At 68.0% G+C, this 19,397-nt stretch carries 18 protein-coding genes; 2 read left to right on the top strand and 16 right to left on the bottom strand.

The window, feature by feature from the left end:
* Positions 1-131: 131 nt before the first annotated feature.
* Complete coding sequence (locus tag ABTV91_RS16220; RefSeq protein ID WP_433852344.1) at positions 132-2,108, top strand: MGH1-like glycoside hydrolase domain-containing protein; 1,977 nt, start codon at positions 132-134, stop codon at positions 2,106-2,108.
* A gap of 386 nt (positions 2,109-2,494) precedes the next feature.
* Here the strand turns inward: ABTV91_RS16220 and pepQ are convergent, their stop codons facing one another.
* From pepQ to rph, 8 genes are all read right to left on the bottom strand, one after another.
* On the bottom strand, positions 2,495-3,832 hold the full coding sequence (gene pepQ / locus ABTV91_RS16215; protein ID WP_433852343.1) for a Xaa-Pro dipeptidase: 1,338 nt from the start codon (positions 3,830-3,832) through the stop codon (positions 2,495-2,497).
* 79 nt (positions 3,833-3,911) lie between these two features.
* Positions 3,912-4,259, bottom strand: coding sequence for a PilZ domain-containing protein (locus ABTV91_RS16210; protein ID WP_433852342.1), 348 nt, complete (start codon positions 4,257-4,259; stop codon positions 3,912-3,914).
* Complete coding sequence (locus ABTV91_RS16205; RefSeq protein ID WP_433852341.1) at positions 4,256-5,554, bottom strand: DUF1631 family protein; 1,299 nt, start codon at positions 5,552-5,554, stop codon at positions 4,256-4,258. The genes ABTV91_RS16210 and ABTV91_RS16205 overlap by 4 nt, the downstream gene beginning before the upstream one ends.
* The gene (locus ABTV91_RS16200) at positions 5,554-6,729 is read right to left on the bottom strand and encodes a DUF1631 family protein (RefSeq protein WP_433852340.1); all 1,176 of its coding nucleotides are present in this window, start codon (positions 6,727-6,729) and stop codon (positions 5,554-5,556) included. The genes ABTV91_RS16205 and ABTV91_RS16200 overlap by 1 nt, the downstream gene beginning before the upstream one ends.
* Before the next feature lie 87 nt (positions 6,730-6,816).
* Positions 6,817-8,028 (bottom strand): radical SAM family heme chaperone HemW, encoded by a 1,212-nt coding sequence (hemW, locus tag ABTV91_RS16195; RefSeq protein ID WP_433852339.1) that lies wholly within the window; start codon positions 8,026-8,028, stop codon positions 6,817-6,819.
* Positions 8,029-8,037: 9 nt separating this feature from the next.
* Positions 8,038-8,637: an RdgB/HAM1 family non-canonical purine NTP pyrophosphatase gene (gene rdgB, locus ABTV91_RS16190; RefSeq protein ID WP_433852338.1), complete on the bottom strand. Its 600-nt coding sequence runs from the start codon at positions 8,635-8,637 to the stop codon at positions 8,038-8,040.
* On the bottom strand, positions 8,634-9,023 hold the full coding sequence (locus ABTV91_RS16185; RefSeq protein ID WP_433852337.1) for a VOC family protein: 390 nt from the start codon (positions 9,021-9,023) through the stop codon (positions 8,634-8,636). The genes rdgB and ABTV91_RS16185 overlap by 4 nt, the downstream gene beginning before the upstream one ends.
* Complete coding sequence (gene rph / locus ABTV91_RS16180) at positions 9,020-9,748, bottom strand: ribonuclease PH (protein WP_433852336.1); 729 nt, start codon at positions 9,746-9,748, stop codon at positions 9,020-9,022. The genes ABTV91_RS16185 and rph overlap by 4 nt, the downstream gene beginning before the upstream one ends.
* A gap of 160 nt (positions 9,749-9,908) precedes the next feature.
* Here rph and ABTV91_RS16175 point away from each other — a divergent pair, with 160 nt between their 5' ends.
* Positions 9,909-10,769, top strand: a complete 861-nt coding sequence (locus ABTV91_RS16175) for a YicC/YloC family endoribonuclease (RefSeq protein ID WP_433852335.1) — start codon at positions 9,909-9,911, stop codon at positions 10,767-10,769.
* 21 nt (positions 10,770-10,790) lie between these two features.
* Here the strand turns inward: ABTV91_RS16175 and ABTV91_RS16170 are convergent, their stop codons facing one another.
* From ABTV91_RS16170 to ABTV91_RS16135, 8 genes are all read right to left on the bottom strand, one after another.
* Positions 10,791-11,090, bottom strand: coding sequence for an Imm57 family immunity protein (locus ABTV91_RS16170; protein ID WP_433852334.1), 300 nt, complete (start codon positions 11,088-11,090; stop codon positions 10,791-10,793).
* Entirely contained in the window at positions 11,059-11,283 is a 225-nt protein-coding gene (locus ABTV91_RS16165) for an Imm57 family immunity protein (protein WP_433854209.1), read from the bottom strand. The genes ABTV91_RS16170 and ABTV91_RS16165 overlap by 32 nt, the downstream gene beginning before the upstream one ends.
* A 495-nt stretch (positions 11,284-11,778) precedes the next feature.
* Entirely contained in the window at positions 11,779-13,164 is a 1,386-nt protein-coding gene (locus tag ABTV91_RS16160) for an RHS repeat-associated core domain-containing protein (RefSeq protein WP_433852333.1), read from the bottom strand.
* A gap of 138 nt (positions 13,165-13,302) precedes the next feature.
* On the bottom strand, positions 13,303-13,605 hold the full coding sequence (locus tag ABTV91_RS16155) for a hypothetical protein (RefSeq protein WP_433852332.1): 303 nt from the start codon (positions 13,603-13,605) through the stop codon (positions 13,303-13,305).
* Positions 13,606-13,678: 73 nt separating this feature from the next.
* Positions 13,679-14,032, bottom strand: coding sequence for a hypothetical protein (locus tag ABTV91_RS16150; protein ID WP_433852331.1), 354 nt, complete (start codon positions 14,030-14,032; stop codon positions 13,679-13,681).
* 73 nt (positions 14,033-14,105) lie between these two features.
* Positions 14,106-17,708 carry an RHS repeat-associated core domain-containing protein gene (locus tag ABTV91_RS16145; RefSeq protein WP_433852330.1) on the bottom strand — a complete coding sequence of 1,201 codons (3,603 nt, stop codon included), beginning with the start codon at positions 17,706-17,708 and terminating at the stop codon, positions 14,106-14,108.
* A gap of 35 nt (positions 17,709-17,743) precedes the next feature.
* Complete coding sequence (locus tag ABTV91_RS16140) at positions 17,744-18,583, bottom strand: DUF6531 domain-containing protein (RefSeq protein WP_433852329.1); 840 nt, start codon at positions 18,581-18,583, stop codon at positions 17,744-17,746.
* A 309-nt stretch (positions 18,584-18,892) separates the two neighbouring features.
* Positions 18,893-19,114 carry a JAB domain-containing protein gene (locus tag ABTV91_RS16135; RefSeq protein ID WP_433852328.1) on the bottom strand — a complete coding sequence of 74 codons (222 nt, stop codon included), beginning with the start codon at positions 19,112-19,114 and terminating at the stop codon, positions 18,893-18,895.
* Positions 19,115-19,397: the final 283 nt, after the last annotated feature.

The raw sequence follows: 19,397 nt of genomic DNA, 5'->3' as shown, positions 1-19,397 counted from the left end.
GCAGGAGCGCACTTCAGTGCGCGATGGAGCTTTACCGGGAAGTCCTCATCGCGCACTGAAGTGCGCTCCTGCGGTGCTCCTGCGATGGCTTCTGCAAGCCTCTGCACGGTCACGGATTTACGGAGAACCGGATGTCAGTGAATTTCCCCCTGCGCCTGCTGCTCGCCGCAATGCTGGCCTTCGCCTCGCACGCCGCGGCCGCCTCTTCCCATGCCGATCCCTACGCCGACGTGCTCGACCTGCACGGCACGCCGGCCAACGCCGCCGATCGCAGCTTCAACGTGTTCTTCGACGCCGGCGCCTGGCACGGCTACAGCCTGCCGGCGGCGGGCGATGCCGGCAGCGGCTTCTCCGGGCCGTTCGTGCACAGCCTCGGCGCCGGCCGCTGGGTCGGGCGGCGGATGGCGAGGGTGGAACTGAAGGACGCCGCCAGCAGCACGCCGCTCGCGCTGCGCGAGGTCGCCAGCCACAGCCTGCCCGGTTGCCTGGAGCGGCGTTTCGAGGGCGACGGCGTGCGCCTGCGGCAGGTGCTGTACTTCGCCGATGCACGGCGCGCGCTGGTGCGCATCGAACTGGAGGCATCCACCGCGCGCAGGCTGGATGTCGCCGTGGAAGGCGAGTCGATGCCGGCGCCGGGCGATGCTCTCGCGCTGCGGGGCGATGCGCTGCTGCAGACCTTCGCCGGCAGCGGCGAAACGCTGCTGACCCGGCTGTACGCCACGGGCGGAGAGATGCGGCCGCGGCAGGAACGGCAGGGCTATCGTTTCGCCACGGCCGTGCCGCTGCGATTGCAGCCGCTGGCGCTGGTGCTGGAGCAGTCCCTGTCGCCCGAAGCGGGCGGTACCGTGCCGCGCCTTGCCGATGAGCCGGCGCTGTGGCGGCACAACCGCGCGCGCTGGGAGGGCTACCTGCGGGCGACCGCCGCCGCGCACGTCGAGGGCGTGGATGACTCGACCGCGCGCCGCATCGCGGTCAAGGCGGTCCAGACCCTGATCGGCAACTGGCGCTCGGCCCGCGGCGACCTGCGCCACGACGGCGTCATCCCGTCGTACTCGGCCGACTACTTCAACGGCTTCTGGGCCTGGGATTCGTGGAAGCATGCCGCGGCGCTGGCGTGGTTCGCGCCGGACCTGGCGCGCGACCAGATGCGCGCGATGTTCGATTTCCAGGCCGCCAATGGCATGGTCGCCGACAGCGTCTACCTGGACGCGAAGGAGAACAACTGGCGCAACACCAAGCCGCCGCTCGCGGCCTGGGCGGCGCTGGAAATCCACCGCGCCACCGGCGATGCGGCCTTCGTCGCCGAGATGTACGACCGGCTGGTGCGCTACCACCGCTGGTGGTTCGCCGAGCGCGACCACGACCGCAACGGACTGGCCGAATTCGGCGCCACCGACGGCACCCGCATCGCCGCGGCATGGGAAAGCGGCATGGACAACGCGGTGCGCTTCGACGAGGCGAAGATGCTGGCCAACGGCGAGGGCGCGTGGTCGCTGGACCAGGAGTCGGTGGATCTCAACGCCTATCTCTACCGCGAGAAACGCGATCTGGCCGAACTGGCCGGCATCCTCGGCAGGACCGCCGAACGCGATGCATGGCGGCGCGAGGCCGAGGCGATGAAGCAGCGCATCGGCACCCGTTTCTTCGATGCTGACGCCGGCTGGTTCTTCGATGTGCGCCTGGGCACGGGCGCGCGCATCGGCGTATTCGGCGCCGAGGGCTGGACGCCGTTGTGGGCGGGCCTGGCCAGCGAGACGCAGGCGAAGGCGGTGATCGCGACCATGCTCGACCCGGAGCGATTCGCCACGCCGATGCCGCTGCCGACCCTGGCGGCGGACGATGCGCGCTTCTCGCCGATCAAGGGGTATTGGCGCGGGCCGCTGTGGCTGGACCAGGCGCGTTTCGGCGTCGAGGCGCTGCGCCGTTACGGCCATGTGGCCGAGGCCGACGCGCTGAGCGCGCGCCTGCTGCTGGTCGCTGACGGCCTGGCCGCGCAGGCGCCGATGTACGAAAACTACGACCCGACCACCGGCAAGGGCTACCAGGCACGCAACTTCAGCTGGTCGGCGGCGAGCTACCTGTGGCTGCTGGGCATCGGCCGCGAATGACGCATCTGCAGGAGCGCACAGAGGGGCATGCGGGGCCGTAGGTACCGGGCTTGCCCGGTACGGAGCTTCACCGCGAGAGCATGCGGGGCAAGCCCCACATCTACGCCCCGTAGGTACCGGGCTTGCCCGGTACGGAGCCTCACCGCGAGGGCATGCGGGGCAAGCCCCGCATCTACGAACGATGGGCCCAGGCCGCGAACGCCGGTGGGCGAGGTTGTCGCCTCGCCGTCGGTGCGCAGCACTTCTTCCTCGATGCGGGCGCCGCCGCAGGGATGGAAAAAATCCACGCAGTCCGGTTTCACGCTGCTGGCTTCCGCTCCATCAAGCCAGGGGTAATCGCGGCTGAAGCCGCTCCTGCGCCGGGCGAGCCGCAGGCACGGCCCGGATTACACCGCGAACACCGGGCGGGTGAGGTTGTCGGCCTCGCCATCGGTGCACAGCACTTCGTCCTCGATGCGGATGCCGCCGTAGGGGCGGAAGAAGTCCACGCGTTCCCAGTTCACGCTGGCGGCGTTGCCGGCCTGCTTCACCTCGTCCAGCAGCATGTCGATGAAGTACAGGCCAGGTTCGATGGTCACCACCATGCCCGGTTCCAGCACGCGGGTCATGCGCAGGTAGGGATGGCCGGCCGGGCGTTCGATGCGGCCGCCGCGGTCGCTGGCGGCGAAGCCCGCCACGTCGTGCACCTGCGCGCCGATCAGGTGGCCGATGCCGTGCGGGAAGAACGCCGCGCTGACGCCGCTGGCCAGCGCCGCTTCCGGCGAGACGGTGATGACGCCGAAGTCCTTGAGGATGCCCATCAGCGCCAGGTGCGCATCGACGTGCAGCTGTTTGTAGTCGAAGCCGCCGCGCACCGCCGCGCACAGTGTCTGCTGCACGGCGTCCACCGCGTCGATCAGCGCCTGGAACTCCTCGTGGCCGGTGGCGGCATGGGTGCGGGTGATGTCGCTGGCGTAGCCGTACGCGGAGGCGCCGGCGTCGATCAGGAAGCTGCGCGCCGGCTGCGGCGCGGCGTGGCCGAGGTCGGTGTAGTGCAGCACCGCCGCGTGCTCGTTGAGCGCGATGATGTTCCCGTAGGGCAACTCGTTGGTGTCCTGGCCCACGGCACTGCAGTAGGCCATGTGGATGGCGAACTCGCTGGCGCCGGCGCGGAACGCGGCCTCGGCGGCGCGGTGGCCGCGCACCGCGTGCACCTGCGCCTGGCGCATCAGCGCGATCTCGTAGGGCGTCTTGAACGCGCGCTGGTATTCCAGGTAGTCGATGACCGGCTGCGGGTTGTTGGGCACGAACTGCCTGCCAGACGCCTGGCCCAGCGCGCTCTGCGGCTCGCCGAGGATGGCGCAGCGCGCCGGGTCCTTCGGCAGCAGCGCCAGCGCTTCTTCCGGCGTGCGGATGACGTGGACGTCGAAATGCCCGACCCACCAGCCGCTGGGCGCGGCCGGCACCGCGTGCCAGTAGTCGTGCGGCTGGTGGTAGACCAGCTGCGGGCGGCGGCCGGGCGTGTACACCAGCCAGCTGTCGGGCAGGCGGGTGAGCGGCAGCCAGGTCTTGAACTGCGGGTTGACCGCGTAGGGATAGTCGCGGTCGTCGAACAGCTGGTAATGCAGGCGGCCGCTGGGCACGACCAGGTGGTCGAAGCCGCCGCGGGCCAGGGCTTCGTCGGCGCGGCGGGCGAGCACGGCCAGGTGGTCGGAATACAGGGCGCCGGGATCGGGCAGGTTCATCGTGGGGCTCGCGGCAAGACTGGAATCGAGCCACGATTCTGCCGCAATCGGCGCCGCGCCGCTGTGCCGGTTCCGTCGCTCAGGATGCCGGAAGGCTGGATTCGATCCACTGCCGCAGGCGTTCGCGGTGGCCTTTTTCCAGGGTGAGGAAACGGAAGCCGGCCCAGAAGTGGCCCGGCGCCTGCGCGGCTTCGCGCCACAGCAGGTGCACGCCGACGTCGATCGGCTGCTCGCCGCCGCGGCCGTCGGGGACCGGGAAACGCAGCTGGTAGAGCGCGTCCTCGTTGAGCGGTTCGGAAGCGATCAGCAGCATGCCGGTTTCGGATACGTTGCCGAGCCGGCCGACCACGCTGGCGGTCATCGTGTCGGTGACCGGCACCAGGGCCGGTACCTGCAGGCGGGGGGCGCGTCGGGTTTCGGGGATCATGCGGACTCCGGAGCGGCGTGGCCGCCGGCGAGCGAGCGCAGGGCGCGCACGGTGGCCTGCCAGGCGCGGTCGATCAGGCGCCCGCGGTCCTCGGTGACGACGCGCAGCTGGCCGCACGCCATCAGCCGCGCCAGCGCGTCGAGCGAATGTTCGGCCACCTTCTGCCCGCGCTGGTTGACGAACAGGGCGTGGTCGGTGACCAGGCTGTACCAGGACAGGCGCAGGCGTCGGGTGTCGCCCTGCTGGTTGGTGGTGAATTCGAACCAGGTGCCGAACGGCAGCGTGCGCAGCTGGCGGTAGAAGCCTTCCTCGGCCGGCGTGCGCTCGGGCTGCGGTGGCGCCTGCAGATCCTGGCCGTCCTTGCCGGCGCCGCCGCCGAGCCGGGCGCGGGCCTTCAGCCGGGCGGCCAGTTCGGTACGCGAGGTGATCTCGTCCTCGCCGCCGGGCGTGGACAGGCGGCGGGCGATCGCGCCGGCCTCGTCCTCGTGGTAGCCGACCTGCAGCAGCGATTCCTCGATCTGCGCGCACAGCGCCGGATCGGCCGCGCCCTCGGCGCTGGCGGTGATCTGGCCGATGCGGCGCGTGGCCTCCTGGCGCTGGCGCCATTCCTCCGAATCCTCGCCCTGGCGCAGCAGGGTCAGGGTCAGCACGTCGCTCCAGGCTTCGTGCAGCAGGGTCTGCACGAACTTGGGCGGTTCGGCCGCGCGGCACAGCTGGCCGATGGTGCGGCCGGCCAGCTGCTTGGCCGCCTCCAGCCGTTCCTTGCCGCGCGCGGCCTCGATCTGCCGGCGCTCGGTGACCTCGGCCTTGCGCACCGCGGCCTGCAGGTGCGACTGCACCTGGCGGTTGGCGGCGGCGAACACCGCCTCGTCGCCCTGGTATTCGGCGACGACGCGTTCCACCGCTTCGCCGAGCTTCTGCAGCAGCACCGGGTCGCCGTCGTCCTCGCCCAGCCAGACCGCGCCGGACTCGGCCACGGTGTTGAGCAGTTCGCGCGCCGGATGCTGGTCGCGGACGAAGAACGCCTCGTCGCCGACGGCGGCGCGCGCCAGCGGCACCTGCAGGCGGTTGAGCAGGTCGGCGGCGGGGCCGTCGGCGCGCACCTCGCGCTGGATCTGGCCGTAGAGCATGCCGAGCAGGTCGAGCGTATTGCTGTCGCGCGGCGAGAGCGCGGCGCTTTCGCCGTGCGTGCTCGGCGCGCACCTGCGACACAGCAGCGCCTTCTGGAGGTCGCCGAAGCTGCGGCGCGTGCCTGCCGCCGCGCCCTGCGGCTGCAGGCGCGCGAGCACGTCCATCACCGCCTCGCTGGGAACGGCGCGCGCGGGAGGAGCGGGCGCCGTGCGCGCTGTGCCGCCGCGCCCATCGCAGCCATTGCCCCCATCGCGCCCATCGCGCCCGGATCGGTGCCCCCGCCGCGGGAAGTCGCTGGCCGGCCAGCGCCGCCAGTCCGGCCAGCATGTCCGCGCCGGCGAGCGCTCCCGGGGCAGCGTCGCCGGCGCCACCGGCCGGCAGGTGCTGCGCCAGCAGCTGGCGTGCGGTGTCGAGCAGCTGGTGCAGCGAAGCCATGCCGGCCACCGCGCTGCCCGCGGCCGGCATCGCAGGCGCGGGCAGGGGTGTTCCCGCTGGCGGCGGCAGCGCGGCTTCGGCCCATGACGCCGCCGGTGCCTGGCCCTGCCAGTGGGTCAAGGGGGCGCGGGCGGGCGGGCGCGGCGCCCGCCTGCGCGGGACCCGCCGGCGCGCCCGCGGCGCGGCGCGGTCCCGAAGGACGCGGCAGGTAGGGGATGTAGACCAGCCCGGGCAGCACGCCTTCGCGCGCCAGCAGGATGTTCAGGCGATCCAGCAGCTCGACATGCCGTTCCATCGCCTGCCGTTCGAACACGTGGTAGAGCTGCTGCTGCGCCTCCAGGTTCAGGCCCAGCCGCTCGCCGCAGGCGCGCAGGATCCGGCACAGCGCGTACGGCCCGACCGGCAGGCGTTCGACGTCGAACGCCGGTTGCGCGGCGAGCACGCCGAAACGCTGGCCGAGCAGCTGCAGGTGCGACTGCGCGCGGTAGCTCTCGCGCCGCGCCATTTCGTGCAGGACGATGTCGCGGTCGATGTCGGTGTCGTTGACCAGGGTCATCGCCGGTATCGCCGCGGCCGGCGCCGCGCCCGGCGCGGCGGGTTCGCGCAGCCGCGCCAGATCGTCGGCGAGCGCGTCCAGGAACCAGCCGGGGAACTCGGCCGCGTGCACGCCCAGCTGGCGGATCTGCGCGTAGGTGTCGGCCTGGACCTGGCTGTTGCGCGCCTTCTCGGCCAGGCCGAACAGTTCGCGTTCCAGCTGCACCATCGTCAGCTGCAGCGGCGAGGCCAGCACCTGCGCGGCGATGCCATGCGCGGCCAGGAGCAGCTGGCGCACGCGCTCGGGAACCTGCGCGCCGTTGAGCCGGGCGAGCGCCTGGCTGGAGGAGGTTGCTGTGATGCCTGACATCCGATGTGCGTTCCGCGCCCCCTGGGTGGGCGATTTCTAACATTTCGACGCTGGCGCCGCCACTTGTGGCGCGCCGCGGCGCCCTGTTCAGGGCAGGAACAGTTCGACCACGTCGTTGGTGAAACGCCGCCCCAGTTCGGTGGGGACGACACGTTCGCCGTCGTGCAGCAGCCAGCCGCGCTGCACCGCGGTGGCCAGCGCCGGCCGCAGCACGGCGCGGTCCAGGCCGGTGCGCGATTCGAAGTCGCGCAGGCCGAAACCTTCGTGCAGGCGCAGCAGGTTGAGCATGTATTCGAACGGCAGGCGCGCGGCGTCGATCACGTCGTCGCCGCCGATGGCGGCAGGCGTGCCGGCGCTGTCCATGAACGTCTGCGGGTGCTTGTGCTTCCAGCGGCGCAGTACGTGCTGCTGCGCGCCGGAACTGATCTTGCCGTGCGCGCCGGCGCCGATGCCCAGGTAATCGCCGAAGCGCCAGTAATTGAGGTTGTGCGCGCACTGCCAGCCTTCGTGGGCATAGGCGCTGACCTCGTACTGGCCGTAGCCGGCCTGCGCCAGCAGCGCCTGGCAGTGCTCCTGGATGTCCCAGGCGCTGTCCTCGTCGGGAATGCCCTGGGGCGGCCGCGCGAAGAACACCGTGTTCGGCTCCAGGGTCAGCTGGTAATGCGAGATGTGCGTGGGATCCAGCGCGAAGGCGCGTTCCAGGTCATGTTCGGCCTGGGCCAGGGTCTGCTCCGGCAGCGCGTACATCAGGTCGATGTTGAAGTTGCGGTAGCCGGCGTCCTGCGCCAGCTTGACCGCGCGTTCGGCCTCGGCGCTGTCGTGGATGCGGCCCAGGCGCCGGAGCGCGTCGTCGTTGAAGGTCTGGATGCCGAAACTGATGCGGTTCACGCCGGCGGCGCGGTAGCGATCGAAGCGGCCGTGCTCGGCGGTGCCGGGGTTGGTCTCCAGCGTCACTTCCAGGTTCGGCGCGAACCGCAGCCGCGCGCTGGCCTGCTGCAGGAAGCGGTCGATGGCCTCGGGCGGGAACAGGCTGGGCGTGCCGCCACCGAAGAACACGCTGTTGACCACCCGGCCCCAGACCAGCGGCAGGTCCTGGTCGAGATCGCGGATCAGCGCGTCCACGTAGGCGTCGAACGGCAGCGCGCCCTTGCCGGCGTGCGAGTTGAAATCGCAGTACGGGCATTTGCGCACGCACCAGGGCAGGTGCACGTACAGCGACAGCGGCGGCGGGACCAGCTGCACGGTGCCGGTCGCGTCGCAGCCGCAGGTGTCGTCATGCACGTGGGAAGGCGCGCTCATCGCCGGGGCTCAGTGCGCCAGCTGGCGGGAAAGCCGCTGCAGCAGCAACCGCAGCGCGATGGCGCGATGGCTGCGCGCGTTCTTCTGCTCCGGCAGCATCTCCGCCGCGGTCAGGCCCAGTTCCTCGTCCAGGAACACCGGGTTGTAGCCGAAGCCGTGGCTGCCGCGCGGCGCATCGATGATGCGGCCTTCCCAGCTGCCTTCGCAGATCAGCGGCTGCGGGTCGTTGGCATGGCGCAGCAGCACGATCACCGCGTAGAAACGCGCGCCGCGGCGTTCGGCCGGCACCTCGCGCAGCGCGTCGAGCAGCTTGGCGTTGTTGGCCGCATCGTCGGTGGGGCTGCCGGCGTAGCGCGCGCTGTACAGGCCGGGCGCGCCGTCGAGCGCGTCGACGATCAGGCCCGAATCGTCGGCCAGCGCCGGCAGGCCGGTGACCGCGCAGGCGTGGCGCGCCTTGATCAGCGCGTTCTCGACGAAGGTCAGGCCGGTTTCCGGCACGTCGTCCACGCCCAGCTCGCGCTGCGGCACGATCTGCAGCGGCAGGTCGGCCAGCATGGCCTGCAGTTCCTTCAGCTTGCCGGCGTTGCCGCTGGCCAGGACCAGTTTCATTGCTTGGGCTCCAACAAGTCCCAGGTGTTGCCGTACAGGTCGCGGAACACCGCGACGGTGGCATAGGGTTCCTCGCGCGGGGCTTCGAGGAACTCGACGCCGCGTGCGGTCATGGCGGTGTGATCGCGCCGGAAATCATCGGTGTGCAGGAAGAAGCCGACCCGGCCGCCGGTCTGGTTGCCGATGCGGCTGCGTTGTTTCTCGTCGCTGGCACGGGCCAGCAGCAAGGCGACGCCGCTGCCGTCGGCCGGCCCGACCACCACCCAGCGCTTGTCGCCCTGGGCGACGTCCTCCAGCAGCTGGAAACCGAGCTTGCCGGTGTACCAGGCGATGGCCTCGTCGTAATCAGCCACCACCAGCGTGACCAGGGCGATGCGCCGGCTCATGCCTGGGCCAGTGCCGCCTGCTGCGCGGCGAACAGTTCGCCGATGCCCTTCTCGGCCAGCGCCAGCAGCGCGTCCAGTTCGTCGCGGCGGAAGGCATGGCCTTCGGCGGTGCCCTGCAGTTCGATGAAGCCGCCGCCGTCGTTCATGACGACGTTCATGTCGGTGTCGCAGTCGCTGTCCTCGGCGTAGTCCAGGTCCAGCACCGGCACGCCCTTGTAGACGCCGACCGATACCGCCGCGACTGCGCCGAACACCGGGTTGCGCTTGATCTCGCCGCGCTTGAGCAGGGTGTTCACCGCGTCCACCAGCGCCACGTAGGCGCCGGTGATGGCCGCGGTGCGGGTGCCGCCGTCGGCCTGCAGCACGTCGCAGTCCAGGGTGATGGTGCGTTCGCCCAGCGCGTTGCGGTCGATGCAGGCGCGCAGGGTACGGCCGATCAGGCGCTGGATTTCCAGCGTGCGCCCGCCCTGCTTGCCGCGCGCGGCCTCGCGGTCGGAGCGGGTATGGGTGGAGCGCGGCAGCATGCCGTACTCGGCGGTGACCCAGCCTTCGCCCTTGCCGCGCAGGAACGCCGGCACGCGGTTCTCGACGCTGGCGGTGCACAGCACGCGGGTATGGCCGAAGCTCACCAGCACCGAGCCTTCGGCGTGACGGGTGAAGCCGCGTTCGAGGGTGACGGTGCGCAGCTGGTCGGCCTGGCGGCCGCTGGGACGGGAAAAAGTCATGGGAAGTCCGGATTGCGATGGGGTTCCTTCTCCCACCGGGAGAAGGCGCCCCGGAGGGGGCGGATGAGGGTACGGGCGCAGCCTCGTGGCAATGAGCCGTGTGCCGGGGAAAAGGGTTGCTAGGGTACCATTCGCCCTTTGCAACGCACCGGAAATCCACATGATCCGAAGCATGACCGCCTATGCCGGCGGCGAACGCGCCACGCGCTGGGGCACCCTCGGCTGCGAGCTGCGCTCGGTCAACCACCGTTTCCTCGAAGTGGGGGTGCGGCTGCCGGAGGAACTGCGCGCGCTGGAACCGCAGCTGCGCGAGCGCGTGGCCGCGCGCATCAGCCGCGGCAAGGTGGACCTGGTCATGCGCCTGCGCGCGCCGGAGACGGCGCCCACGCTGTCGGTGGACGAGGCGCTGGTCGAGCAGCTGGGCGAGGTGGCCCAGCGCCTGCACGGGCACTTCCTGAACATGCGCGTCAGCTTCACCGAACTGCTGGCCTACCCGGGCGTGCTGCGCGGCGAGGCGGTCGACGCCGCGGCCCTGCACGCCGAGGCGCTGGCGCTGCTGGACGAGACCATCGACGGCTTCGTCGCCGCGCGCGAGCGCGAGGGCGCCAAGCTGACCGCGGCGATCAGCGAGCGCGTGGACGCCATCGAACGCATCGCTGGCGAGGTGCGCGGACTGATCCCCGCCATCCGCGAGGGCCAGCGTGCCAAGCTGGCCGCGCGCCTGGCTGATCTGCCGCACCCGGTCGACCCAGGCCGCGCCGAGCAGGAACTGGTGCTGTGGCTGCAGAAGCTCGACGTGGACGAGGAGCTGGACCGCCTGGGCAGCCACATCGGCGAGATCCGCCGCGTGCTGCGCCAGCGCGAACCGGTCGGCCGGCGCCTGGATTTCCTGCTGCAGGAATTCAACCGCGAGGCCAACACGCTGGGCTCCAAATCGGTGGACAGCCGCACCTCCAACGCCGCGGTCGAGCTGAAGGTGCTGATCGACCAGATCCGCGAGCAGGTGCAGAACCTGGAGTAGGGCTTCGACGTTAAGCCCCTTTCAGTCGCAGCCTGCGCTATGGCTCGCTAGTTTTTTCATTTCCCGTAGTTCCATTGCAATCTCGCTCGGAGTTCTACAGATATCATCCGGTTCTGCATCGTACTTTCCTCTTGCGCGTGCATTGATTGCTTTTAGCTCGTCTTGGCACTGGCTGGAAAGCCTCGCCGTATCTGCGGATTCGATCCATCTTGTTAGCTCCAGTCTGCGACTAACGATGTAACAATGAAAGTCACTGGAGAGGCCGGCGTCAAATCGAAATCTTGTCAGCTCAACGAGACTTTTGGGGTGCAAGTCGAGCACGACTTCCGCCGATTAGGGAAAGGCCGAGCTCGGCTCCGTCCACCCCAAAGCACGCGTAGGGGTTCTCCGTGCACAAATATCGACTGTTCGTGCTGCGATGAGAGATAAGTGAGGCGAGAATGGAGTGCTCGGCGGTCTTTAGGTCAAGAGAAAGTTTTTCATCGAAATCTTCAGCATCTGCTGATGGTGGCATCATAAGAGTTGTAAGGAGAGCGAGGAGGAGTTTCATGTTCTTCATGGCGTCACCAGAATCGTGGTGGAAGCTTCGGGAAGAAGTTGTCCCTTACCTGTAGCGTGCTACCGGGTTCGGCATCAATGAGTTTATTGATCCTCTGCATGTCTGACGAAGTTCCCGTGATGCAGCCCTCCGAGCAGAATGTTGGACCCATGGATGGTCCAAATGGATTGAGGCAGCTGTGGGTGCGGAATAGGTCGCGGCCGTGAACTTGTGTCCCCGGCGCCGGTGCGAGTGCCCTGCCGTTCGGCTTCGATGTCCATTCGTCGGTCCAAAGCCAGTTTCCTGTGGGGATTGGCCCACGGTTCGGTATGCTCGTACATGACGGATTGTCTTTGCACTGCTTCCCATTGCCATTGTTTCCAGGCGCGACAGGGATGGATACGATTTCGTGTCCAGGCACATCTGGGTAGCAAACGAGTCGTTTGTCAGCTATTGCGTAAAAGCAGCTGGCTAAACAAAGGAATCCGTCAGAATAAGCGGTGCGCTGGCGGCATAGCCATAGGTGGTGAGTCCACCTGACAACCCGATTGGATCGGATTGCGCGTAACGCCCTGAACTGGCGTCATAGTCCCGGAAGTAGTTGTAGTTGAGGCCACTCGCCGCATCATAGCGCTGCCCGGGGAAACGCATGTCGAGCGTGAACGCGACACTGTCCCCGTCGGGATCTTCGTTCGGGGCGCTGTCGCCGAAGGCTTCGCCTTTCAGGTCCCACGCCCACACCGCGACGTCCCGGGCCGGCTCGATGACCACGCGCGGCGTACCCAGGTGATCGGGCTGGATGTAGTGCAGACGTCCGGCCGCCGGCGAGGCGCCGACGAGCAGGCCGACCGGGAGGTCGTCCATCCACACCGCCTGCTGGATCGGTGAGCCGGAGCCGTCGTAGTCGCCCAGCCAGCGTCCCGCCTCGTCGTAGACGCTGTAGGTGCTGGAGCTGCCCAGGTAGCTGCGGACCCGCTCTCCGTTGCCGTTGTAGGCGTACTGGCGCAGGGTGACGCTGCTGGCCTTCACCTCGCTCAACCGGTTGGTCGCGTCGTAGGTGAAGGTCTTCACGGTGCCGCCGATCGACGTCGTGTTGCCGGCCGCGTCGTAGCCGCGGGCGACGGCGTCGATGGACGCGAGGTGATGGCTGCCCGGTGCGTACAGGTAGGCCTGGGTGCCCGCGGCGTTGGCGAACGAGGTGCGGTTGCCCGTGGCGTCGTAGGTGTAGGCGTCGATCGGCGTCCCTGTCGGGCCGTCACGGAACGCGGTCAGGCGGTTGAGGTTGTCGTAGTCCAGGGTGGCCCGCGGCGGCGATGCCAAGGCGCCATCATGCAGCTTCTGCAGGTTGCCGACGGCATCGTAGGCGAACCCCGCGTCGAGGCCGCCGGAGGTGGTATCGAGGATCGAGGTGGCCCGATAGTCCAGGTCGAGGGAGCGAGCCAGGTATCGGGCGTTGCCGTAGCTCCATCCCGTCGCTGCGCCAAACGGCGCATAGGTAGCGCCGGTCAGCAGCACTTCGCGGCTCTCGCCCGGGCCGGTGACGCCGACCTGCGCGATCCGCTCCTGTGCATCGCGCCCGTAGTCGACGACGGTGCCGTCGGGGTAGGTCAGGGTGAGCAGGTCGCCGCTGGGGGTGTAGGTGTAGCGCACCACGAACGTGAGCCCGTTGGTGACCTGGACCTTGCGCGCCACCTGGCCGAAGCGGTCGTAGCAGTAGGACGTGCTGCCGCTGGCGTCCGCGATGCCGGTGAGCCGGCCGAGCGCGAAGGTCTCGCCGCTGACGCAGGCCGAGGCCACGGTGTCGTACTGGTAGGTCACGACCAGCGCCGGCGCCCCGGTGAAGCTGACGCTGGTCAACCAATTGAGGGCGTCGTAGCCGTAGGTCGAGGCCTGGCCGCGCGCGTCGGTCTGGCCGGTGTGATTGCCGCCGCTGTCGTAGGTGGCAGTGCCCGTGTCCGGCTCCTGCTCATGGCTTCGGTGAACACGAAGGATCTCTCAATTCGTACCCACCGTGGATTGCCCGTCACTCTTCAACCACTCCTCCACCGACGCAACAAAGGGTTTGATTTCCGGATGTTTTTGAAGCCAAACCTCACCAAGAAACTGAGGCAAGGACAGGCCATCCAGCGTCTTGACGATCTGCTCCTTGTCCCCGGCCTGAAGTAGTAAATGGGCTCTGGACATTACGTCCTGAGAGAACTCGGCGTATGGCTCGCCGAGCTCCGTGCCCCAAACCTTCTGGATGGCCGAGATCAGTCGCCCGAGCGCGGCTCGCAGCGACGTCCCGATTCTAGGCATTCACGGTTCCTGCGTCATGGGGAGCATGGAGCGACCAAGTGGCAGCTGTTGTGCTCCTCCGTGCTTCGCCTCATCAATTCTCCCATAGTGATTTTTGTGTTACCTGCCACCGGCCATTTCTCTTCCGCAAGAACGCATCGATATTTTTGCCGGAGGGGTACAGGTACGCATTGACGAATGCTGCATCCGCATCGAAGTACATCTGTTCGATCAGAATGAATTCGGAGCCTTTCGAAATCCCTGGGTTCGAGGGCCTGACAAAACGAAGATGATCACCGCTGTTGCTGCATTCCTCCAATTCTGTCGGCATGTTACGCCAGTAGATCAGCAGCCTCGGTTCTTCGAAGAAGCCACTCGCATAGAGCTTAATCTCTGGATCACGCTGGACCGCCTCAAGCAAGTCGAGAGGTGGGCATACCCCTTCCATTGGAGCCATCAACGGGCGTGAACAACTGATGCCGGATAGCGAGAAGAGGGTGCTCAGGAAGAGCGCCCGTGCATTAGTTCCTCGAGATCGGAGTGCCGTAGACAATGTTTTCATAACGCCAGCCTTCTTCGATCGTGCTTCTATTTCTGTTCCAGAAGTATTCTGCAAAATGAACCAGTTCATGCTCAATGGTGCGGTTGAGAATATCCAGTAGTTCGGGGCTTCGGTCGCCGGCTTCGAATCTATCGAAGTAGCTCCGGTGCACAAAGAGTTCACCGGAGCCATTCCTGTAGCTTCCGTGATCGTGTTTCAGCCAATCCGGTGTCACTACCGGGCCGGAACATGGGTCCAGTAGCTCATCCAAGTGTTTTCTTCCGATGTTCGCGGCGCGGGAGAATCCGTCGTACTTCGCCGCCGTCATCCGTTCTCGCATGGCATTGATGTAGTTCACGGTGTTCGGATACTGGCGCTTGACCCAGGGATGGAAGCGCAGCAGGCCGGGTGGGTCGACGTATGAAAGAGGTGCGCCTCCAACGTAGGCATAGGACGATGTGCCCCCCGCCAAACCGATGGGGTCGGACTGGACATATCGGCCCGAGGTTGCGTCGTAGTCCCGGAAGTAGTTGTAGTTGAGGCCGCTCGCGGCGTCGTGGCGCTGCCCGGGGAAACGCATGTCGAGCGTGAACGCGACACTGTCCCCGTCGGGATCTTCGTTCGGGGCGCTGTCGCCGAAGGCTTCGCCTTTCAGGTCCCACGCCCACACCGCGACGTCCCGGGCCGGCTCGATGACCACGCGCGGCGTACCCAGGTGATCGGGCTGGATGTAGTGCAGACGTCCGGCCGCCGGCGAGGCGCCGACGAGCAGGCCGACCGGGAGGTCGTCCATCCACACCGCCTGCTGGATCGGTGAGCCGGAGCCGTCGTAGTCGCCCAACCAGCGCCCCGCCTCGTCGTAGACGCTGTAGGTGCTGGAGCTGCCGAGGTAGCTGCGGACCCGCTCTCCGTTGCCGTTGTAGGCGTACTGGCGCAGGGTGACGCTGCTGGCCTTCACTTCGCTCAACCGGTTGGTCGCGTCGTAGGTGAAGGTCTTGGCGGTGCCGCCGATCGACGTCGTGTTGCCGGCCGCGTCGTAGCCGCGGGCGACGGCGTCGATGGACGCGAGGTGATGGCTGCCCGGTGCGTACAGGTAGGCCTGGGTGCCCGCGGCGTTGGCGAACGAGGTGCGGTTGCCCGTGGCGTCGTAGGTGTAGGCGTCGATCGGCGTCCCTGTCGGGCCGTCACGGAACGCGGTCAGGCGGTTGAGGTTGTCGTAGTCCAGGGTGGCCCGCGGCGGCGATGCCAAGGCGCCATCATGCAGCTTCTGCAGGTTGCCGACGGCATCGTAGGCGAACCCCGCGTCGAGGCCGCCGGAGGTGGCATCGAGGATCGAGGTGGCCCGATAGTCCAGGTCGAGGGAGCGAGCCAGGTATCGGGCGTTGCCGTAGCTCCATCCCGTCGCTGCGCCAAACGGCGCATAGGTAGCGCCGGTCAGCAGCACTTCGCGGCTCTCGCCCGGGCCGGTGACGCCGACCTGCGCGATCCGCTCCTGTGCATCGCGCCCGTAGTCGACGACGGTGCCGTCGGGGTAGGTCAGGGTGAGCAGGTCGCCGCTCGGGGTGTAGGTGTAGCGCACCACGAACGTGAGCCCGTTGGTGACCTGGACCTTGCGCGCCACCTGGCCGAAGCGGTCGTAGCAGTAGGACGTGCTGCCGCTGGCGTCCGCGATGCCGGTGAGCCGGCCGAGCGCGAAGGTCTCGCCGCTGACGCAGGCCGAGGCCACGGTGTCGTACTGCCAGGTCACGCCCAGCGCCGGCGCCCCGGTGAAGGTCACGCTGGTCAACCGATTGAAGGCGTCATAGCCGTAGGTCGAGGCCTGGCCGCGCGCGTCGGTCTGGCCGGTGCGGTTGCCGCCGCTGTCGTAGCCGTAGGTGGCGATGCCCGTGTCCGGGCTGTCGAGCTGCAACAGGTCGCCGAGCGCGTTGTAGGTGTAGTGCGTCTGTAGGCCCTTCGGATCGGTCAGCTGGACGATCCGATCCAGCGGATCGTAGGTGGCCACGGTCTGCGCCGCGATGCCGCCCACGTCCTGCACCGTGCGGGCGAGGCGGTTCAGCGGGTCGTACTGGTGGCTGGTGATGCGGCCCAGCGCGTCGGTGACCGTGGTCGGGTTGCCATTGCCGTCGCGCGCGTAGTCGGTCGGGTTGCTGGACGCATCGGCCGTGGTCTCCAGCCGTCCCAGCAGGTTGTAGACCCGCGATAGCGAACGCCGGAGCGTGTTGGCCGCATCACGCGTTTCCTCGGCGATGCGATGGCCGGCCGCATCGAGCGTGTAGGCGATGTAGCTGCCGTCGTTGTCCGTGACCCGCACCAGCCGTTGCGCGACGTCGTAGGTGAAGTCCAGGTAGGCGCCATCCGGCTGGGTGACCCGCTTCACCTGTCCGTTGGGCCAGTACGTCGTGCGGGTGATGCGATCGTCGGTCTCGACGCTGTTGTTGGGGCCGCGGACCTTCACCGCGGTCAACCAGCCGCGCGGGTGGTACTCGAAGTCGGTGACCACGCCGTTGGGGTCGGCGATGGACAACGGGCGTCCGTTGCCGTCGTAGCGAAGAAACTCGGTGACCCGGCCCAGCGCGTCGGTGACCTTCCACAGGTCGCCCTTGCGGTAGGGGCAGGTGGCCGGTGACGCGGCGCAGCTGCTGTGGTTGGCCTGGTAGTAGGTGTAGCCGGTCAGGTCGGTGACGTCGGTGCGCGGCCCGTCCACGCTGATCGGCAGGCCCACGAACGGACAGGTGCCGCCACTGACGCCGCTGGCTTCGCAATAGGCGTGGGTGACGGTGCGGCTGGTCGTGGCGACCGGATCGGTCCGGGTCTGCGTGAGGACCTGGCCGCGGCTGTTGTAGGTCAGCGTTTCCTTGGCGACCAGCGTGCTGGTGGCATCGTAGATCCGATGCTCGGTCGGCTGCCGGAACGTGGCGTGCCAGTCGCTCTGCACCGTCCGCTTGTTGCCGGTGGTGTCGGTGGCCGCCTCCACGCGCTGGGTGAGCAGGCCCCGCGTGTTGTAGGTGGTCTGGGTGACGTTGCCCTCGAAGTCCGTGACGCTGGCCGGGTAGCCGTTGGCGTCGTAGGTCCGCGCCGCGGCCGCGTTTGCGCAGCCATCGCAGGGCGCGTCGAGCGCGGTGAGCCGGGCGACGCGCTGGCTCGCGGCAAAGGTGTAGTCGCGCACCTGGCCCAGGCTGTCGGTGATCGTCGCCGAGCCGTCGCCGTTGAACTGCAGGGAGGTGCGATCGGCGGTGCCGGTGGCATAGGGGCCGTGCACGCTCAGTACCGCACGCCGGTTCGCGTCGTATCCCCAGCTGGCGTAGCGGTTGCCGTTCTCGTCGGTGATCCCGGTCAGGACATGCGGCTGCGATACGCCGCCGGTCTGGCCAGACTCGTTGTAGTGGTACGTGCGGGTGTCGGTGCCCGATGCCGTGTTCGGATAGGTGGCGCTGACCAGGTCGCCGCCGCTGTAGCCGAAGGTGATGACCGCCCCGGCGTTGTCCGTCAGCGTGGTGAGCTGCCCCGCCGAGTAGCCGAAGGTCAATGTCCGGCCCTGCGGATCGGTGACCCGCAGGAGCCGGGAACCCCCGGTATAGGTCAACGTCTGCACCAACCCTTCGGGCGAGGTGATCGTGGTCAGCTGGCCGAACTCGTTGTAGGCCTCGACGGTGTCGTCGGCCCGTCGGCCCGTCGGTACGTCGCCGAAACCAGTGCGCCGCTGGATACCGTGGCGGTCAGACGCTCCGGCACATCGGCGTCGCCGACCCAGCTGGAACCGACCAGGGTGAAGGTCTGGATGGCGCCGTTGGGCCGGTAGACGCGGATCCGGGTGATGGAGCTGCCGGCGAACATCGGCACCACTCGGGCGGCATAGCTGTGCGTCCAGCCCACGCCGATCGGCTGGGGCCGGTTGTCGGACACGCGATGGCTGTTGTAGTAGCGCGTGAACTCCAGCGGGAACACGCCGGCGCCGAGATAGTCCGGCTCGCGCTGGCGCTTGTTGCCGGTGGCGCTGGCGATGGGATTGGACTGGTTGCCGCCATCGGCGGGGCAGTCGTTGTTGCACTTGGGGATGCCGCATTGCCCGGTTTCCGGATCGGCCAGGCCGCCGAGCGGGCAGGGCGGCGTGGTGCCGTTCGGACCGTAGACCATCACGTCCACGATCTCGACACCGAACCACACGTTGAACTGTTTCTTCTGCAGCGTGCCGCGGCAGATGACCTCACCGCCGAGGTCCGGCCCGACATAGGCCGAAATGATGCGGTGCGGCAGGCTGCTGGCGGCCGTGTATCCGTCCAGGCGACGCTGCAGCTCGCCGGTGAGGCAGGCTTCCTCGGCGTTGGGGTAGTGGGTCTGGCTGGGATCGGCCCGTGAATCGAGCCAGTAGGTTTCCGCGTGCGTGGACGCGGTGAACAGCAGGATGGCACTCGCGATTGAGCCGGTGAACAGCGAGCGGAGTCTCAGAAAGGTACGCATTGCCGTCGTCCTCCATGAACGAGGCAGACGCGGTCAGCAGAAGGACCGACCGTGCTGCCATGCAAGTCGAAATCGCCTTCTTCAGCAGAACCACGCAACCGGTGGTTCGTTTCCCGATGGCGCGGCGATCGACCGCGCTATGGGGTGGGATACCCCCTTGCCTAGGGCTTGTCAAATCGACGGCGCGCCCTTGCGCGCTGTCGAGGCGTGATACGCCTCCGTACGGAAAACCTGTGCCGGGCACCCCGTGGGGTGAATTTCAATCCCGCAGCGCGTCGCTTTGGATGAAGACCGGCGCGCAGATGGCGTCTACAGCCAACCGCGCATCGCCAAGAAAACATGCTGCGTGGCACCAGCCACGAAATGGTCCAACAGCCGGATGTCGGCTACCGCGAGCGCCTCCTTGACCAGGCGGGAGACCGCGCGATCACCCTCGCTCTCGGCCGGCGAAGTACAGCAGCAGCCATTCGCGCAGGGCGCCGGGCGAGTCGACGACGAGCCACGGGGGGCGGCTGTAGGAACTGGGGTCAAGAGTCTCGCACCGGAGTATCTGTAGCGCGCAAGGGCCGATGGTCAGGCGAGTGCGGAGGCGTGGTACGTCGAGCAGGCGAGAGATCTGGCTTCCAGACAGATCCTGAGCAATAGGGTAGAGAGCCCGTTATCCGGGCTGCGGAAGAAAGAGCCCACAGTGGAAATGTCCGAGGTGTAGGGCATCGCCATCGCCGCGTCTTGGTGGGCAGCATCCCTTCTACGAAAGCTCAAGTCGCGACGTCTTCCGTACGCGCTTATGTTGGCGGCGACCGTTCTCATGAGA

It is taken from the genome of Stenotrophomonas nitritireducens (assembly GCF_050984405.1).
Lineage (GTDB): Bacteria > Pseudomonadota > Gammaproteobacteria > Xanthomonadales > Xanthomonadaceae > Stenotrophomonas > Stenotrophomonas nitritireducens_B.
This window is presented reverse-complemented; position numbering and strand designations above follow the sequence as displayed.

Coding starts and splice junctions, on each gene's coding strand:
- ABTV91_RS16185 (WP_433852337.1), bottom strand. CDS start 9,023: ATGAGCCGGCGCATCGCCCTGGTCACGCTGGTGGTGGCTGATTACGAC.
- ABTV91_RS16175 (WP_433852335.1), top strand. CDS start 9,909: ATGATCCGAAGCATGACCGCCTATGCCGGCGGCGAACGCGCCACGCGC.
- ABTV91_RS16155 (WP_433852332.1), bottom strand. CDS start 13,605: ATGCCTAGAATCGGGACGTCGCTGCGAGCCGCGCTCGGGCGACTGATC.
- ABTV91_RS16205 (WP_433852341.1), bottom strand. CDS start 5,554: ATGGACGTGCTCGCGCGCCTGCAGCCGCAGGGCGCGGCGGCAGGCACG.
- ABTV91_RS16165 (WP_433854209.1), bottom strand. CDS start 11,283: ATGCCACCATCAGCAGATGCTGAAGATTTCGATGAAAAACTTTCTCTT.
- hemW (WP_433852339.1), bottom strand. CDS start 8,028: ATGAGCGCGCCTTCCCACGTGCATGACGACACCTGCGGCTGCGACGCG.
- ABTV91_RS16220 (WP_433852344.1), top strand. CDS start 132: ATGTCAGTGAATTTCCCCCTGCGCCTGCTGCTCGCCGCAATGCTGGCC.
- ABTV91_RS16150 (WP_433852331.1), bottom strand. CDS start 14,032: ATGGAAGGGGTATGCCCACCTCTCGACTTGCTTGAGGCGGTCCAGCGT.
- rdgB (WP_433852338.1), bottom strand. CDS start 8,637: ATGAAACTGGTCCTGGCCAGCGGCAACGCCGGCAAGCTGAAGGAACTG.
- ABTV91_RS16140 (WP_433852329.1), bottom strand. CDS start 18,583: ATGCGTACCTTTCTGAGACTCCGCTCGCTGTTCACCGGCTCAATCGCG.
- ABTV91_RS16210 (WP_433852342.1), bottom strand. CDS start 4,259: ATGATCCCCGAAACCCGACGCGCCCCCCGCCTGCAGGTACCGGCCCTG.
- pepQ (WP_433852343.1), bottom strand. CDS start 3,832: ATGAACCTGCCCGATCCCGGCGCCCTGTATTCCGACCACCTGGCCGTG.
- ABTV91_RS16200 (WP_433852340.1), bottom strand. CDS start 6,729: ATGTCAGGCATCACAGCAACCTCCTCCAGCCAGGCGCTCGCCCGGCTC.
- rph (WP_433852336.1), bottom strand. CDS start 9,748: ATGACTTTTTCCCGTCCCAGCGGCCGCCAGGCCGACCAGCTGCGCACC.